The following is a 16,765-nucleotide window of genomic DNA, read 5'->3' as shown; positions in this document are numbered from 1 at the left end:
GTACTGGAGGTCCCTCACGCCCGCAGGGCGCACGGGGCGGGTCCGGGGCCTTGCCCCCGGTTACGGGATGGGGGTGCCTCCCACGGCCGCCAGGCCGTAGGGGGAGGGCGGGTAGGGGAACAAACCCGCCCCCGATCGCGTACCGCTCAGCGGAAGACCACCGTACGGTTCCCGTCCACCATGACCCGGCTTTCGCTGTGCCACTTCACCGCATGCGCCAGCACCTGCGCCTCCACGTCCCGTCCGACCGTGACCAGCTCGTCCGGGTCGAGCGAGTGATCCACGCGGACCACGTCCTGCTCGATGATCTGCCCCTCGTCCAGGTCCGGCGTCACATAGTGCGCCGTGGCCCCGACGAGCTTCACGCCGCGGTCGTACGCCTGTCCGTAGGGGCGTGCGCCCTTGAAGCTGGGCAGGAAGGAGTGGTGGATGTTGATGGCCCGGCCCTCGAGCTGCTTGCACAGGTCGTCGGAGAGGATCTGCATGTAGCGGGCGAGCACCACCAGATCGATGTCCAGGTCGCGCACCAGCTCCAGAAGGCGTGCCTCGGCGTCGGCCTTGGTGGCCTTGGTCACCGGGATGTGGTGGAAGGGAATGCCGTAGGTCCCGGCCAGCTCCTCGAACTCCTCGTGGTTGGAGACGATGGCCGGTACTTCGATATTGAGCGCGCCGGTGCGCAGACGGAAGAGCAGGTCGTTCAGGCAGTGGCCGAACTTGGACACCATGATCAGCGTACGGGTCGGGGTCGAGGCGTCCCGAAGCGTCCACGAGATCCGGTAGGCCTCCGCGACGGGGCCGAATCGGTCACGCAGATTTTTCACGCCGGTGTCCGGGTCGGACACATCGAAATGGACCCTCATGAAGAAACGGCCCTGAAGTCGATCATCGAACTGCTGGCTCTCCAGGATGTTGCCGGAGTTCCTGACCAGATAGCCGCTCACGGCGTGAACCAGTCCGGCCTGGTCCGGGCACGAGAGCGTGAGGACGTATTCACGGCCAGGTTGCGGTCGAGGGGACATTCGCGGCCTCCGTTGGTGCGTATTGCACAACACGGTGAGTGATACGCAACATGGTCAGTCCCTCGGGGCCCGTGGTCAAGAGAGTCGGGACAACTGGCCCCCGGGGTGGAATCCACCCGTCTCGCCCTCTTGACGTGAGTCACACGTTCGGGCCAATGTGTTCCACCACAAGCAATGCGGTGCATGATGCGCAACGAACTTCGGTCGAAGGGCTCCGCTCGTGGCAGACCTGTATCTGGACGGAGAATGGTGCGATCCGGTGGCCGGTGGCCACCGGGAGATCTGCTGCCCCGCAGACGGGACGCTTTCGGCGGTCGTGTCCGAAGGGACACGGGCGGACAGTGAGGCCGCCATCGCCGCGGCCCGCCGGGCTTTCGACCAAGGCGCCTGGCCGCGAACCTCCGAGCGGGAGCGCGGCGCGCTGCTGCTGCGCACCGCCGATCTGATCGAGCGCGACGCCAAGGAGTTCGCCCGCGCCGAATCGCTGGACACCGGCAAGCGGCTGGTGGAGAGCGAGTACGACATCGCCGATGTGGTCTCCTGCTTCCGCTACTACGGCGGGATCGCGGGCACCAGCGCCGGCCGGGTCATCGACACCGGGCGCGACGACGCCGTCAGCCGAGTCACCTACGAACCGGTCGGCGTGTGCGGGTTGATCACCCCGTGGAACTACCCGCTGCTCCAGGCGTCGTGGAAGGTCGCCCCCGCACTCGTGGCCGGCAACACGATCGTTCTGAAGCCGAGCGAGCTCACCCCCTCCACATCGATCCTGCTGATGCGGGCACTCGAGGAGGCCGGTCTGCCGGCCGGTGCCGCCAACCTCGTGCTGGGTACCGGTCCCGAGGTGGGCGCACCGCTGGCCGAAGACCCCGCCGTCGACATGATCTCCTTCACCGGGGGCCTGGACACCGGCCGAAGGATCATGGCCACGGCCGCCGCGACCGTGAAGAAGGTCGCCCTCGAACTGGGTGGCAAGAACCCCAACGTCGTCTTCGCCGACGCCGATTTCGAGGCCGCGGTCGACTTCGCTCTCACGGCCGTCTTCCTGCACTCCGGGCAGGTCTGCTCGGCCGGCGCCCGCCTGATCGTCGAGGACTCGCTCCACGACGCCTTCGTCGACGAGGTCGTGCGGCGTGCCGGGCGAATCCGGCTCGGCGGACCCTTCGATCCCGAGGCCGATACGGGACCGCTGGTCTCCGCACAGCACCGGGAGAAGGTCGAGGCGTATGTCGTGGCGGGCCTCGCCGAGGGCGCCGTACTGCGCTGCGGCGGCAGCCGCCCCGAGGCCCCCGCGCTCGGAGGCGGCTACTACTACCCGCCCACGGTGCTCGACGAGTGCCACCAGGGCATGGCCGTGGTGCACGAGGAGTCCTTCGGCCCCGTGCTGACCGTCGAGCGTTTCAGCGACGAGGACGACGCGGTGCGCATCGCCAACGACACCGAGTACGGACTCGCCGGAGCCGTATGGACGCAGGACGCCGGCAAGGCCCAGCGGGTCGCGCGACGGCTGCGCCACGGCACCGTGTGGATCAACGACTACCACCCTTATGTGCCGCAGGCGGAATGGGGTGGCTTCGGGCACTCGGGCGTGGGCCGGGAACTGGGCCCGACAGGCCTGGACGAATACCGCGAGCCCAAGCACATCTGGCAGAACATCCAACCCCGGCCGCAGCACTGGTTCCGCGGCTGAATGCCGAAGAGAGGTCGACCGTGACCCCAACGCAGACTGAAGTGCCGCAGCGGCGCGGCATGTCCAAGGACCAGGACCGGCCGCCGGTCATCTCCGTGCGCGGGCTGTGGAAGGTGTTCGGACCGAAGGCCGACCAGGTGCCGGGTTCCGAGGAGTTGTGCGGGCTCACGCGCCGCGAGCTCATGGACCGCACGGGATGCACCGCCGCCGTGCGGGATGTGAACTTCGAGGTGTCGCCCGGCGAGGTCTTCGTCGTCATGGGCCTGTCCGGCTCCGGCAAGTCCACGCTGGTGCGATGTCTCACCCGGCTGATCGAACCCACCGCGGGCGAAGTCAACTTCGAGGGCGAGGACATCCGCGGCGCGGACGCCAGGCGGCTGCGCGAGCTTCGGCGCCGCAAGTTCTCCATGGTCTTCCAGCACTTCGGACTGCTGCCCCACCGCCGGGTCGTCGACAACGTCTCGTACGGCCTGGAGATCCGCGGCATGGGCAAGGCCGAGCGCACCAAGCGTGCCCTGGAGGTCGTCGAACTGGTGGGACTGGCCGGATACGAGAACTCCTACCCGGACCAGCTCTCCGGCGGCATGCAGCAGCGCGTCGGTCTCGCCCGGGCGCTCGCCGGCGATCCGGACGTGCTCTTCTTCGACGAGCCGTTCTCCGCGCTCGACCCGCTGATCCGCCGCGACATGCAGAACGAGGTCATCCGCCTGCACCACGAGGTCGGCAAGACGATGGTGTTCATCACCCACGACCTGTCCGAGGCGCTCAAGCTCGGCGACCGCATCCTCATCATGCGCGACGGCAAGATGGTTCAGTGCGGCACGGGTGACGAACTGGTCGGCGCGCCCGCCGACGACTACGTCCGCGAGTTCGTCAAGGACGTGCCCCGCGCCGAAGTCCTGACCCTGCGCTGGATCATGCGCGCCCCCGAGCCCGACGACGCCCTCGACGGCCCCGAGTTGGGGCCGGACGTCGTGGTGCGCGAGGCGACGCGGGCGGTGCTCGCCGCGGACAGGCCGGTCAAGGTCGTCGAGAACGGGCGGCTGCTGGGCATCGTGGGCGACGAGGAGATCCTCGCCGTCGTCGCCGGACAGGAAGGCGGTGCGTGATGGCTGTCGCCGCCGACACGGCCGCCGCCCCGGTCGCGGCCGTACGCCGAGTGAGCCGGCGCGTCGTGGTGGCCGCGATCCTGATCGCCTGGCTGGTGCTGTTCGCCGTACTGCGCGGGCGGCAGACCCTGGCGCTGGCGGCCGCCGACCTGACAGATCTGCACCGCTGGTTCAACTCGGTCAACGACACCATCGGGGCGAACCGCAACAGCAACCCGCTCTTCCTCTACTTCTTCAATGAGATCCGGCTGGTCATCGACAATCTCGTGACCTTCGTCCAGTCGCTGATCTCCCAGCCGCAGGGCGACCGTCCGGTCCCCGTCATCGGCTGGCTGGGTGTCGTCGGCCTCGCCGGCTACGTGTCCTGGGCCTTCGGGAACATACGCGTCGCGGCCCTGGCCGTGGCCGGTTTCGTCTTTTTCGGGCTCCAGGGACTGTGGCAGGAGAGCATGGACACCCTGGCCCTGACCCTGTCGGCGGTCTTCGTCTCCCTGCTCATCGGGATCCCGCTCGGCATCTGGGCCGGGCTCTCCGACCGGGTGAACCGAGCCATGACGCCCTTCCTGGACTTCATGCAGACGATGCCGACCTTCGTCTACCTGGCCCCACTGACGCTGTTCTTCCTCATCGGCCCGGCGTCCGCCACGATCGCCACGCTCATCTACGCGGCGCCTCCCGCCATCCGCATCACCGCGCACGCCATCCGCTCGGTGCCCGCCACCACGGTCGAGGCTGCCGAGTCGCTGGGATCCACCCGGCGGCAGACGCTCACCAAGGTGCTGCTGCCCATGTCCAAGCGGACGGTCGTGATGGGCGTGAACCAGACGATCATGGCCGCGCTGTCCATGGTCACCATCGCCGCCCTGATCGACGCGCCCGGCCTGGGCAAGACGGTCGTCAAGGCGCTGCAGACGCTCGACGTCGGCGTCGCCTTCAACGCCGGGCTCGCCATCGTCGTCATGGCCATCGTGCTGGACCGGGTGACGACCGCGGCAGGTGATCGGGTGGAGGCCGCGAGGAAGCGCGGCGCCGGCCGCTTCACCAAGTGGCGCCGGCCCCTGCTGATGGCCGGCGGCGCGGCGGCCGCGGTGTGCGTGTGGCTGTCCCACACCTATGTGTGGGCTGCCGAGTTCCCCGGCGACGCCGGAGTCGGCGGCGCGATCGCGCGCACGGCGGACTCGGTCACCCTCTGGACGCAGGACACCTTCGGCGGGCTGACCAACGGCTTCAGGGACCTGATCTCCACAGTGCTGCTCAACCCCTTCGAGGCGCTGCTCACCGAATCCCCGTGGTGGCTGGTCGGCGCGGTCCTCGTCGCCGTCGGCGCTGTGCTCGGCGGATGGCGCGCGGGTGTCACGGCGGCCGGCTGCGTGGCCCTGCTCGTCGCGACCGGCGTGTGGTCGGACAGCATGACGACGCTGGCCTCCACGGCGGTGGCCACGCTGATCGTCCTGCTGCTCGGCGTCGTGGTCGGCGTCTGGATGGGCCGCAGCCCGCTGGCCGACCGGCTGATCAGACCCAGCCTCGACGCGGGCCAGACCATGCCCTCGTTCGTGTATCTGGTGCCGTTCCTGGCGCTGTTCGGCGCCACGCGCTTCACGGCGATCATCGCCGCGGTGGTCTTCGCGGCCCCCGTGACGATCAAGATCATCGCGGACGGGGTGCGAGCGGTGCCCGAGACCACGGTGGAGGCTGCCACGGCAGCCGGCTCCAGCACCTGGCAGATCATCACCAAGGTGCAGCTCCCCATGTCACGCAGCGCTCTGACACTCGCGACCAACCAGGGACTGATCTACGTCCTGTCCATGGTGGTCGTGGGCGGTCTGGTCGGTGCGGGCGCCCTGGGCTACGACGTCGTAGCCGGTTTCTCCCAGGGCCAGTTGTACGGCAAGGGCCTCGCGGCAGGACTCGCCATCGTTCTGCTCGGGGTCATGTTCGACCGGATAACCCAGGCAGCGGCACGGCGCACGACGCGCCCCGGCGCCCGTTAGGCCCGGGCAGGACCTGAGCCGGCCACAAGCCAGCGGCCAGAGCACACAGCACAGGAGGCAGCACATGTCAGGGAACTTCATTACGCAGTCGCGGCCCGCGAGACGGCGGGCCGTGGCGGCCGGGCTGGCGCTGGGCCTGGCCGCGCTCACCGGCTGCGGCGGCGCCAAGGTCGGCGAGTCGGGATCGGACAAGGCGGGCGGCGGCTCCGGCAAATGCGGCACGTTCAACCTTGCGGTCAACCCCTGGGTCGGATACGAGGCCAACGCGGCGGTCATCGCGTATGTCGCCGAGAAGGACCTCAAGTGTCAGGTGACCAAGAAGGACCTCAAGGAAGAGGTCGCCTGGCAGGGCTTCGGCACCGGCGAGGTGGACGCCGTCGTGGAGAACTGGGGCCATGACGACCTGAAGAAGAAGTACATCACCGACCAGCGGACCGCTGTGCAGGCGGGTACGACCGGCAACAAGGGCGTCATCGGCTGGTTCGTGCCGCCGTGGCTGGCCAAGGAGCACCCGGACATCACCGACTGGAAGAACCTCAACAAGTACGCCGCCAACTTCAAGACGTCGGAGTCGGGCGCCAAGGGCCAGTTCCTCGACGGCGACCCGTCGTTCGTCACGAACGACGCCGCGCTGGTGAAGAATCTCAAGCTGGACTACAAGGTTGTATACGGCGGCAGCGAGGCGGCGCTCATCCAGGCGTTCCGGCAGGCCGAGGCGAAGAAGACCTGGGTGATCGGGTACTTCTACGCGCCGCAGTGGTTCCTGTCGGAGGTCGACCTGGTGAAGGTCAATCTTCCGAAGTACGCGGCCGGCTGTGACTCCGATGCGGAGAAGGTCGCCTGCGACTATCCCGAGTATCAGCTTGACAAGATCGTCAGCAGGAAGTTCGCCGGATCGGGCAGTCCTGCCTATGACCTGGTGAAGAACTTCAGCTGGACCAATGAGGACCAGAACCTGGTGGCGAAGTACATCGCCGAGGACAAGATGACGCCGGAGGCGGCGGCCAAGAAGTGGGTGGACGCCAACCGCGACAAGGTCGACGCCTGGATCAAGAAGAGCTGATCCGTAGGAGGGGCCGGGACGCACAGCCGTGCCCGGCGGGCTGCCGTGACAGCCCGCCGGGCACGGCTGTTTTTTGCCCCGGTTACAGAGGTGAAGGCCCCTTGACACCCACCTCGGTGACCGGCATCGTGAGTTGCGCAACCTGAAGCATGTTGCGCTGACAGCAACTGAACTGCTTAAAGGCGGAGGTGCGGCGATGGCGGGACCCCGAGTGGTCATCATCGGAGCGGGCGTCGTGGGAGCGGCGCTCGCGGACGAACTGGCCTCCGCAGGCTGGAGCGACATCACGGTCGTTGACCAGGGCCCCCTTCCCGCCACCGGCGGGTCGTCCTCCCACGCGCCGGGGCTGGTCTTCCAGACGAACTCCTCGAAGACCATGACCGAGCTCGCCCGCTACACCGTCGAGAAGTTCTGCAGCCTCGACGTCGACGGAGAACCCTGCTTCCTCCAGGTCGGGGGGCTCGAGGTGGCCACCACCCCCGAGCGCCTCACCGAGCTGCACCGCCGCCACGGCTGGGTCACCGCCTGGGGCATCGAGTCCCGGCTGCTGAGCCCCGAGGAGTGCATCGAACTGCACCCGCTGGTGGACCGCGAGCGCGTCCTCGGCGGCCTCCTGGTCCCCACCGACGGCCTGGCCAAGGCGGTGCTCGCCGTCGAGGCGCAGATCCGGCGGGCCACCGAGCGCGGCGTACGCTTCCTCGCCCGCCACGAGGTCCTCGACGTCGTACAGAGCGAGGGCAGGGTCAGCGCGGTCGTCACCGACCAGGGAGAGATCCCCGCCGACATCGTCGTGTGCTGTGCCGGCATCTGGGGGCCGAAGATCGCCCGCATGGTCGGTATGAACCTGCCGCTGACCCCGCTCGCCCACCAGCTCGCCTGGACCGGTCCCGTCCCCGCGCTGGAGGGCCAGGCAGAGGAGGCCGTCCGGCCGATCCTGCGCCACCAGGACGCCGACCTGTACTACCGCGACCGCTTCGACCGCATCGGCATCGGCTACTACGGCCACCGGCCCATGCCCGTCGACCCGGACGACATCGCCTCGGTGGACGAGGCCGAGCAGATGCCCTCCGTCCTCAAGTTCACCGAGGACGACTTCGCCGACGCCTGGGCCGAGACGCAGGCCCTGCTGCCCGCGACGCGCGATGCCAAGATCGAAGAGGGCATCAACGGCCTCTTCTCCTTCACCACCGACGGCCTGCCGCTGCTGGGCGAGTCACCGGACGTCAAGGGCTTCTGGGTCGCCGAGGCCGTGTGGGTCACCCACTCCGCAGGCGTCGCCCGCGCGGTGGCCGAATGGCTCGTGGACGGCCACTGTTCGTCCTTCGATCTGCACGAGTGCGACGTCAACCGCTTCGAGCCGCACCAGCTCTCGCCCGAGTACGTCCTGGCCCGCGACTGCCAGAACTTCGTCGAGGTCTACGACATCCTCCACCCCCTTCAGCCGGCCGGTGCACCTCGGCCCCTGCGCACCAGCCCCTTCCACGCCCGCCAGCAGGAACTCGGCGCCCTCTTCCTGGAGGCCACCGGCTGGGAGCGGCCCCAGTGGTACGAGGCCAACGCCCCCCTCGTCGAGGGCCGTTCGATTCCCACCCCGAACGACTGGGCGGCGCGCTACTGGTCGCCCATCGTCGGCGCCGAGGCCCAGACCACGCGCGAGACCGTCGCGATGTACGACATGACGGCCCTCAAGCGCCTCGAAGTCACCGGTCGCGGCGCCGCCGCCTTCCTCCAGCGACTTGCCACCAGCAACGTCGACAAGTCGGTCGGCTCGGTGACGTACACCCTGCTCCTCGACGAAAACGGAGGCATCCGCAGCGACATCACCGTCGCCCGCCTCGGCCGCGACCACTTCCAGGTGGGCGCCAACGGCAACCTGGACCTCGACTGGTTCGGCCGGCACCTGCCGGCGGACGGGTCGGTCCAGGTACGCGACATCACCGCCGGCACCTGCTGCATCGGCCTGTGGGGCCCACTGGCCCGCGAGGTCCTCCAGCCGCTCGCCGACGCGGACTTCTCCAACGAAGGTCTGAAGTACTTCCGCGCCAAGCGCGCCCACATCGGCTCCGTCCCCGTCACCGCGATGCGCCTGTCGTACGTCGGCGAACGCGGCTGGGAGCTGTACACCACCGCCGACATGGGCCAGAAGCTGTGGGACACCCTGTGGCAGGCCGCCCAGCCCCTCGGCGGCATCGCCGCGGGCCGCGGCGCCTTCAACAGCCTCCGTCTGGAGAAGGGTTACCGCTCCTTCGGCACCGACATGACCTATGAGCACGACCCCTACGAGGCGGGCGTCGGCTTCGCCGTCAAGCTCGACAAGGACGACTTCATCGGCAAGGCCGCGCTGGAACGGCGCAAGGCCGATGTACGGCGCCGCCTGACCTGCCTGACCATCGACGATCCGCAGGCCGTGGTCATGGGCAAGGAGCCGGTGTACGACGGCGACCGTTCCGTCGGCTACGTCACCAGCGCCGCGTACGGCTACACGATCGGCAAGGGCATCGCCTACGCCTGGCTGCCCGCCGAGCTCGCCACGGCCGGCACCGCCGTGCAGATCGGCTACTTCGACCAGCGCGTCGAAGCGGTCGTCGCCGATGAGCCGCTGTTCGACCCGTCCATGTCCCGCCTGCGCGGCTGAGCGCCCACCCGTATGAAGAGGAGCGATGTGAACGCACGGATCCTGGACGGCAAGCGGACCGCGGCCGCGATCCGCACCGAACTCGCCGAGCGCGTCGCCAAGCTGGCCGCGCGGGGGATCACCCCGGGCCTCGGCACCGTACTGGTCGGCGACGACCCCGGCAGCCACGCGTACGTCGCCGGTAAGCACCGCGACTGCGCGCAGATCGGCGTCGCCTCCATCCGGCGCGAACTGCCCGCCGACGCCACGCAGGAGCAGGTGGAGGCCGTCATCGACGAGCTCAACGCCGACCCCGCCTGTACCGGCTACATCGTCCAACTGCCGCTGCCGCGGGGCCTCGACGCCAACGCGGTACTGGAGCGCATGGACCCGGCCAAGGACGCCGACGGCCTGCACCCCGTCAGCCTCGGCCGCCTTGCGCTCGGCGTCGAGGCCCCGCTGCCCTGCACCCCGCGCGGCATCGTGGAACTCCTGCGCCGCCACGACGTCCCCCTCGCCGGAGCGCGGGTGTGCGTCATCGGGCGGGGCATCACGGTCGGGCGGCCGATCGGGCTGCTGCTCACCCGTAAGTCCGAGAACGCCACCGTGACCCTGTGCCACACCGGGACCAAGGGCCTTGCCTGGCACGTACGCGAGGCGGACATCGTCATCGCGGCCGCCGGATCACCCGGACTGATCACCGCCGAGATGCTTCGGCCCGGTGCCGCCGTACTCGACGTCGGCATCACCCGCACCGACGAAGGGCTGATCGGCGATGTGCACCCCGATGCCGCCCGGGTCGCCGGATGGGTCGCGCCCATGCCCGGCGGCGTAGGACCCATGACCCGGGCGATGCTGCTCGCCAACGTCGTTGAGGCCGCCGAGAGGAACGCCGCATGAACACGCTGAACGCGCCGCTCGCCGAGCTGGACCCCGAGGTCCATGCCGCCGTGTGTGCGGAGCTGGACCGCCAGCAGTCCACCCTCGAAATGATCGCGTCGGAGAACTTCGCCCCCTCGGCGGTCATGGAGGCCCAGGGTTCGGTCCTGACGAACAAGTACGCCGAGGGCTACCCGGGCCGCCGCTACTACGGCGGCTGTGAACACGTCGATGTGACCGAGCGGCTGGCCGTCGAGCGGATCAAGTCCCTCTTCGGCGCCGGATTCGCCAATGTGCAGCCGCACTCGGGCGCCCAGGCCAACACCGCCGTCTTCTTCGCCCTGCTCAAGCCCGGGGACACCGTCCTCGGCCTCGACCTCGCGCACGGCGGGCACCTCACCCACGGCATGCGCCTCAACTACAGCGGCAAGATGCTCAATGTGGTGCCCTACCACGTGGACGAGACCGACAACCTGGTCAACATGGACGAGGTGGAGCGGCTCGCCAAGGAGCACAGCCCCAAGATGATCATCGCGGGCTGGTCGGCGTACCCCCGGCAGCTGGACTTCGAGGCCTTCCGGCGGATCGCCGACGAGGTGGGCGCCTATCTGATGGTCGACATGGCCCACTTCGCGGGCCTCGTGGCCGCCGGGCTGCACCCCAACCCGGTACCGCACGCCCATGTCACCACCACGACCACCCACAAGACGCTCGGCGGCCCGCGTGGCGGTGTCATCCTCACCAATGAGGCCGACCTCGCCAAGAAGATCAACTCGGCGGTGTTCCCCGGTATGCAGGGCGGCCCGCTGGAGCATGTCATCGCCGCGAAGGCCGTGTCGTTCAAGGTCGCCGCGTCGCCGGAGTTCGCCGAGCGGCAGGCCCGCACGCTGGCCGGCGCCCATATCCTCGCCCAGCGGCTCACCCGGCCCGACGCGGCCGCGGCCGGAGTCAGCGTGCTGACCGGCGGCACCGATGTCCATCTGGTCCTGGTCGACCTCAGGGAGTCGGAACTGGACGGCAAGCAGGCGGAAGACCTGCTCCACGACATCGGCATCACCGTCAACCGCAACGCCGTCCCCTTCGATCCCCGCCCGCCCATGGTCACGTCAGGGCTGCGCATCGGCACCCCCGCGCTGGCCACCCGCGGCTTCACCGAAGAGGACTTCGCAGAGGTCGCCGATGTGATCGCGCTCGCGCTCCAGCCCGCGCCCGATGTCGCCGCGCTCCGCGCCCGTACGCAGGCGCTGGCGGCCAAGCACCCGCTCTACCCGCACCTTTCAGGAGACGCCCGATGAGCCCCCGCACCCCGGGTGCCGACCTCCCCGAGCACCCCGACTGGCTGTGGCGCACGCCCGATCCGAAGCCGTCGTACGACGTGGTGATCGTGGGCGGCGGCGGACACGGTCTCGCGACCGCCCACTATCTGGCCAAGAACCACGGCATCACGAATGTGGCCGTGCTGGAGAAGGGCTGGCTCGCGGGCGGCAACATGGCCCGCAACACCACGATCATCCGTTCCAACTATCTGTGGGACGAGAGCGCCGGAATCTACGAGCATGCCCTCAAACTGTGGGAAGGGCTGGCGGACGAACTCGACTACCCGATCCTCTTCTCCCAGCGCGGTGTGCTGAACCTCGCCCACAGCCTGCAGGACGTCCGCGACAGCGTGCGCCGTGTCGAGGCCAACCGGCTCAACGGCGTCGACGCCGAATGGCTGGACCCGCAGCAGGTCAAGGACGTCTGCCCCATCGTCAACATCTCGCCCGACGTGCGGTATCCGGTGATGGGCGGCACCTACCAGCCGCGGGCCGGCATCGCCAAGCACGATCACGTCGCCTGGGGGCTGGCGCGGTCCGCCGATACAGCCGGCGTCGACATCATCCAGAACTGCGAAGTCACCGGCATCGACATCGTCGGCGGTCGGGTCGTCGGCGTGCAGACCACGCTCGGCCCCATCGCCGCCGGCAAGGTGGCGCTCTGCTCGGCCGGTCACACCTCGGTGCTGGCCACGATGGCCGGCTTCGAAGTGCCGGTGCAGAGCCACCCGCTGCAAGCCCTGGTCTCCGAGCTCCTTGAGCCGGTGCACCCCACGGTCGTGATGTCCAACGCGGTGCATGTGTACGTCAGCCAGGCCCACAAGGGCGAACTGGTGATGGGTGCGGGCATCGACGCGTACAACGCCTACACCCAGCGCGGCGCCTTCCACATCATCGAGCACCAGATGTCGGCCGCCCTGGAACTCTTCCCGATCTTCGCCCGCGCCCATGTGCTGCGTACCTGGGGCGGCATCGTCGACGTCAGCCCCGACGCCTCGCCGATCATCGGGCTCACCCCGGTCGACAACCTCTACCTCAACTGCGGCTGGGGGACCGGCGGTTTCAAGGCCACCCCGGGCGTCGGCTCGGTCTACGCCCACACCATCGCCCACGACACCCCCCACCCGCTCAACGCCCCCTTCTCGCTCGACCGATTCACCACCGGCGCGCTCGTCGACGAGCACGGCGCGGCCGCGGTGGCCCACTGAGGAGCTTGAATCGATGCTGCTCATCCCATGCCCCTGGTGCGGGCCCCGTGACGAGGCCGAATTCCACTACGGCGGTCAGGCACACGTGCCCTATCCCGAGGACCCCGCCGCCCTGACCGACAAGGAGTGGGCGCGCTACCTCTTCTTCCGCGACAACCCCAAGGGCCCGTTCGCGGAGCGCTGGAGCCACGCGGCCGGATGTCGTCGCTGGTTCAACGCTGTGCGCAATACGGCGACGAACGAGATCCTGGCGGTGTACCGAGCGGGCGAGCCGAAGCCGGACCCGGCGGCCTCCCCTTCAGCCGGCAGGGTCGGCGGACAGGCTGCGCCGCACAATCCAGCCCCTGAGGCGTTTGAGGAGCGGGGTCCAGGGGCGGAGCCTCTGGTTACGGGAAAGGGCGGGGTGGGGGAGTCAACCTCCGCCCCCGCCATCGGCACCGGCACTCAGCCGTTCCGCCTCACCACGGGCGGTCGCGTGGCCCGGGCCGAACGGCTCACGTTCACCTTTGACGGCACCACATACGAAGGCTTCCGCGGCGACACCCTTGCCTCCGCCCTCCTCGCCAACGGCATCATTCAGGCCGGCACCAGCATCAAGCTCGGCCGCCCGCGCGGCATCTTCTCCGCCGGAGTCGAGGAGCCCAACGCGGTCGTCCAGATCGAGGAACCGTTCCCCGAGCCGATGCTGCCCGCGACGGCCGTGGAGCTGTACGACGGGCTCGTCGCGAGCAGCCTCCCCGGTCAGGGACGGCTCGCGACCGAGCCCGACCCCGCCCGCTACGACGCCGTCCACGCCCACTGCGACCTGCTCGTCGTCGGCGCGGGACCGGCCGGACTCGCGGCCGCGTCCGCCGCCGCCCGCAGCGGGGCGCGCGTCATCCTCGCCGACGACCAGCCCGAGTTGGGCGGCAGCCTCCTCGGCACAGGCCAACTCCTGGACTGGGCGGCCGGGACCGAGGCGCTGCTCGAAGCCGCACCGGAAACCCGCATCCTCCGCCGCACCACCGTCTTCGGCTACTACGACGACAACCACGTACTCGCCGTCGAGCGCCGCACCAACCACCTCGGCGGCGATGCCCCCGAGCATGTCTCCCGCGAGCGGGTCTGGCGCATCCGTGCCCGCCGTGTCGTCCTGGCCACCGGGGCCCATGAGCGCTCGCTGGCCTTCGCCGACAACGACCGTCCCGGCGTCATGCTGGCGGCGTCGGCCCGTACGTACGCCAACCGTTACGGCGTTCTGCCCGGCCGCCACGCCGTCGTCTTCACCACCAACGACAGCGCCTACGCGGCCGCGCTCGACCTGGCGGCGGCGGGCGTGCACATCGCGGCCGTCGTCGACACCCGCCCCGAACCGGGGGAATGGGCGCGCCGCGCCCAGGACGCCGGGATCGAGGTGCTGGCCGGGCATGCCGTGGTCGGAACCGAGGGCGAGCAGCGGCTGTCGGCGGTCACCGTCGCCCCGTACGGAGAGTCGGCGGGGCGCCGTGAGTTCGCCGCCGACCTGCTGCTGGTCTCCGGCGGCTGGAACCCCGTCGCGCATCTGTTCAGCCAGGCGGGCGGAAAGCTCCGCTACGACGACACGCTGGGCACGTTCGTCCCCGACGCCTGCGGTCAGGCGGTCGAGGTCGCCGGCTCCGCAGCCGGCGTCTTCGATCTGGCCGGAGTCCTCGCCGGGGGTGCCGACGCCGGTGCCCGCGCGATCGAGGCCGAAGGCTATGTGGCCGAGGCGCCCGGGCTCCCGGGCGCCGCCGAAGAATCACAGTCCCCGCCCATGCACGTCTTCCTCGTCCCCGGCACCGCCGACGCGCCCCGCTTCGTCGACCTCCAGCGTGATGTCACCGTCGACGATCTCGCCCGCGCGACCAGTGCCGGTATGCGCTCGGTCGAGCACACCAAGCGCTACACCACTGCCGGCACCGCCAACGACCAGGGCAAGACCTCCGGAGTCCTCGCCAGCGGCACCGTCGCCCACCTCCTGGGCGTGGACATCTCGGCCCTCGGCACGACGACGTTCCGCCCTCCCTACACGCCCGTCTCCTTCGCCACCCTTGCGGGCCGCGACCGAGGCGCGCTGCACGATCCGGTCCGCGTGACTGCCCTGCACGACTGGCATGTCGACCACGGCGCCCTCTTCGAGAACGTCGGCCAGTGGAAGCGGCCCTGGTACTACCCCCAGGACGGCGAGGACATGAAGGCCGCCGTGCTCCGTGAGTGCCGGGCCGCCCGCGAGGGCGTCGCCTTCATGGACGCCTCCACCCTCGGCAAGATCGACGTGCAGGGGCCGGACGCCGCCGTCTTCCTCGACCGGCTCTACACCAACATGATGAGCACGCTCAAAGTCGGCATGATCCGCTACGGCGTCATGTGCCGCCTCGACGGCATGATCTTCGACGACGGCACCGTCATCCGCCTCGCCCAGGACCGTTTCCTCGTCACCACCACGACCGGTAACGCGGCCACGGTTCTGGACTGGATGGAAGAGTGGCTGCAGACCGAGTGGCCCGAACTGCGTGTCCACTGCACTTCCGTGACCGAGCAGTGGGCCACCGTCGCCCTCGTCGGCCCCCGCTCCCGCGAGCTGCTGGCCGGCCTCGCCCCCGAACTGGCCGTCGCGAACGACGACTTCCCCTTCATGGCGTGGCGCGACACGACCGTCGCGGACATCCCGGCCCGGGTCTGCCGGATCAGCTTCTCCGGCGAACTGGCCTACGAGATCAACGTGTCGCCGTGGGACGCCCGCGCGTTGTGGGAGGCGCTGTACGCGGCAGGGAGCCCGTACGGCATCACCCCGTACGGCACCGAGACCATGCATGTCCTGCGCGCCGAGAAGGGCTATCCGATCATCGGGCAGGACTCCGACGGCACGGTCACCCCGCAGGACCTCGGCATGAGCTGGGTGGTGTCGAAGAAGAAGCCCGATTTCGTCGGCAAGCGCTCCTACGCACGCGCCGACACCACACGCCCCGACCGCAAGCACCTCGTCGGCCTGCTCCCGGAAGACCCGGAATCCTTCCTCCCCGAGGGCACCCATCTGGTCGCCGACAGCGTGCTCCCCGAGCCGCCGGTGCCCATGCTCGGCCATGTCACCTCCAGCTACCACAGCGCGGCGCTCGGCCGGACCTTCGCACTCGCCCTGATCAAGGGCGGCCGGGACCGCATCGGCGAGCGGCTGTATGCCCCGGTGGGCGACCGTCTGGTCCCGGTGACCGTCGCAAGTCCCGTCCTCTACGACCCCGAGGGAGCCCGCCGCGATGGCTGACACCGCAACCCGCCGGAGCCCCCTGGCGCATGTCGCCGGCCGCTTCGCCGCCGCCACCCGCGCCTCGGGCGGCGCCCTGCGCCTGGCCGAACTGCCCTTCCTCGCCCAGGTGAACGTCCGGCTCGACCCCAAGGGGCCGGGTGCCGACGCCGTCGGGCTCGCGCTGGGTCTCCAACTGCCCCTCGAACCCGACAGCGTCGTACATGCCGGTGACCGTTACGCCCTCTGGCTCGGCCCCGACGAATGGCTCGTTGTCGGCCCGCCCGGCACCAGTGCGGATCTGGAGAAGGAGATCCGGGAGGCTGCCGGCGACGAACCGGCAGCGGTCACGGACGTCTCCGCCCACCGCACGACCCTGCTCGTCGCGGGCCCGCGCGCCCGCGACCTGTTGGCCCACGGCTGCGCGCTGGACCTGCACCCGCGTGCCTTCGGGCCGGGGCGCTGCGCCCAGACCACCCTGGCCCGCGCGCAGGTCGTGCTGGTGGCACGGGACGAGCTCAGGTCGGGGTTCTGGGTGCTGGTCCGTTCGTCCTTCGCCGAGTATCTGGCGGACTGGCTGCTGGACGCCGCGTCGGAGTACGTCTGAGTGAGTGCTTCCGGGGGGTCACCCGCGCAGA

The 16,765-nt window shown here is 69.7% G+C and carries 11 protein-coding genes; 10 read left to right on the top strand and 1 reads right to left on the bottom strand.

The window, feature by feature from the left end:
* Nucleotides 1–146: 146 nt before the first annotated feature.
* Entirely contained in the window at nt 147–1,019 is an 873-nt protein-coding gene (gene purU, locus ACI2LP_RS22465) for a formyltetrahydrofolate deformylase (protein ID WP_404726279.1), read from the bottom strand.
* Nucleotides 1,020–1,239: 220 nt separating this feature from the next.
* Between purU and ACI2LP_RS22460 the strand changes: the two genes are divergently transcribed.
* The 10 genes from ACI2LP_RS22460 (at nt 1,240) to ACI2LP_RS22415 (ending at nt 16,734) form a co-directional block, all read left to right on the top strand.
* The gene (locus ACI2LP_RS22460) at nt 1,240–2,709 is read left to right on the top strand and encodes an aldehyde dehydrogenase family protein (protein ID WP_404726278.1); all 1,470 of its coding nucleotides are present in this window, start codon (nt 1,240–1,242) and stop codon (nt 2,707–2,709) included.
* Between the two features lie 20 nt (nt 2,710–2,729).
* The gene (locus ACI2LP_RS22455) at nt 2,730–3,818 is read left to right on the top strand and encodes a glycine betaine/L-proline ABC transporter ATP-binding protein (protein ID WP_404726277.1); all 1,089 of its coding nucleotides are present in this window, start codon (nt 2,730–2,732) and stop codon (nt 3,816–3,818) included.
* Entirely contained in the window at nt 3,818–5,809 is a 1,992-nt protein-coding gene (locus tag ACI2LP_RS22450; protein ID WP_404726276.1) for an ABC transporter permease, read from the top strand. Before ACI2LP_RS22455 ends, ACI2LP_RS22450 begins: the two co-directional genes overlap by 1 nt.
* Nucleotides 5,810–5,873: 64 nt before the next feature.
* Complete coding sequence (locus ACI2LP_RS22445; RefSeq protein WP_404726275.1) at nt 5,874–6,872, top strand: ABC transporter substrate-binding protein; 999 nt, start codon at nt 5,874–5,876, stop codon at nt 6,870–6,872.
* Nucleotides 6,873–7,068: 196 nt separating this feature from the next.
* Nucleotides 7,069–9,507: an FAD-dependent oxidoreductase gene (locus ACI2LP_RS22440; RefSeq protein WP_404726274.1), complete on the top strand. Its 2,439-nt coding sequence runs from the start codon at nt 7,069–7,071 to the stop codon at nt 9,505–9,507.
* 27 nt (nt 9,508–9,534) lie between these two features.
* Nucleotides 9,535–10,386 carry a bifunctional methylenetetrahydrofolate dehydrogenase/methenyltetrahydrofolate cyclohydrolase gene (locus ACI2LP_RS22435; RefSeq protein ID WP_404726273.1) on the top strand — a complete coding sequence of 284 codons (852 nt, stop codon included), beginning with the start codon at nt 9,535–9,537 and terminating at the stop codon, nt 10,384–10,386.
* On the top strand, nt 10,383–11,660 hold the full coding sequence (gene glyA, locus ACI2LP_RS22430; protein WP_404726272.1) for a serine hydroxymethyltransferase: 1,278 nt from the start codon (nt 10,383–10,385) through the stop codon (nt 11,658–11,660). The genes ACI2LP_RS22435 and glyA overlap by 4 nt, the downstream gene beginning before the upstream one ends.
* Nucleotides 11,657–12,889 carry a sarcosine oxidase subunit beta family protein gene (locus ACI2LP_RS22425; RefSeq protein ID WP_404726271.1) on the top strand — a complete coding sequence of 411 codons (1,233 nt, stop codon included), beginning with the start codon at nt 11,657–11,659 and terminating at the stop codon, nt 12,887–12,889. The genes glyA and ACI2LP_RS22425 overlap by 4 nt, the downstream gene beginning before the upstream one ends.
* Before the next feature lie 13 nt (nt 12,890–12,902).
* Nucleotides 12,903–16,148 carry a sarcosine oxidase subunit alpha family protein gene (locus tag ACI2LP_RS22420; RefSeq protein WP_404726270.1) on the top strand — a complete coding sequence of 1,082 codons (3,246 nt, stop codon included), beginning with the start codon at nt 12,903–12,905 and terminating at the stop codon, nt 16,146–16,148.
* On the top strand, nt 16,141–16,734 hold the full coding sequence (locus tag ACI2LP_RS22415) for a sarcosine oxidase subunit gamma (RefSeq protein ID WP_404726269.1): 594 nt from the start codon (nt 16,141–16,143) through the stop codon (nt 16,732–16,734). The genes ACI2LP_RS22420 and ACI2LP_RS22415 overlap by 8 nt, the downstream gene beginning before the upstream one ends.
* The last annotated feature ends 31 nt before the right edge of the window (nt 16,735–16,765 follow it).

This window comes from Streptomyces sp. NPDC019890, assembly GCF_044903445.1.
Lineage (GTDB): Bacteria > Actinomycetota > Actinomycetes > Streptomycetales > Streptomycetaceae > Streptomyces.
This window is presented reverse-complemented; position numbering and strand designations above follow the sequence as displayed.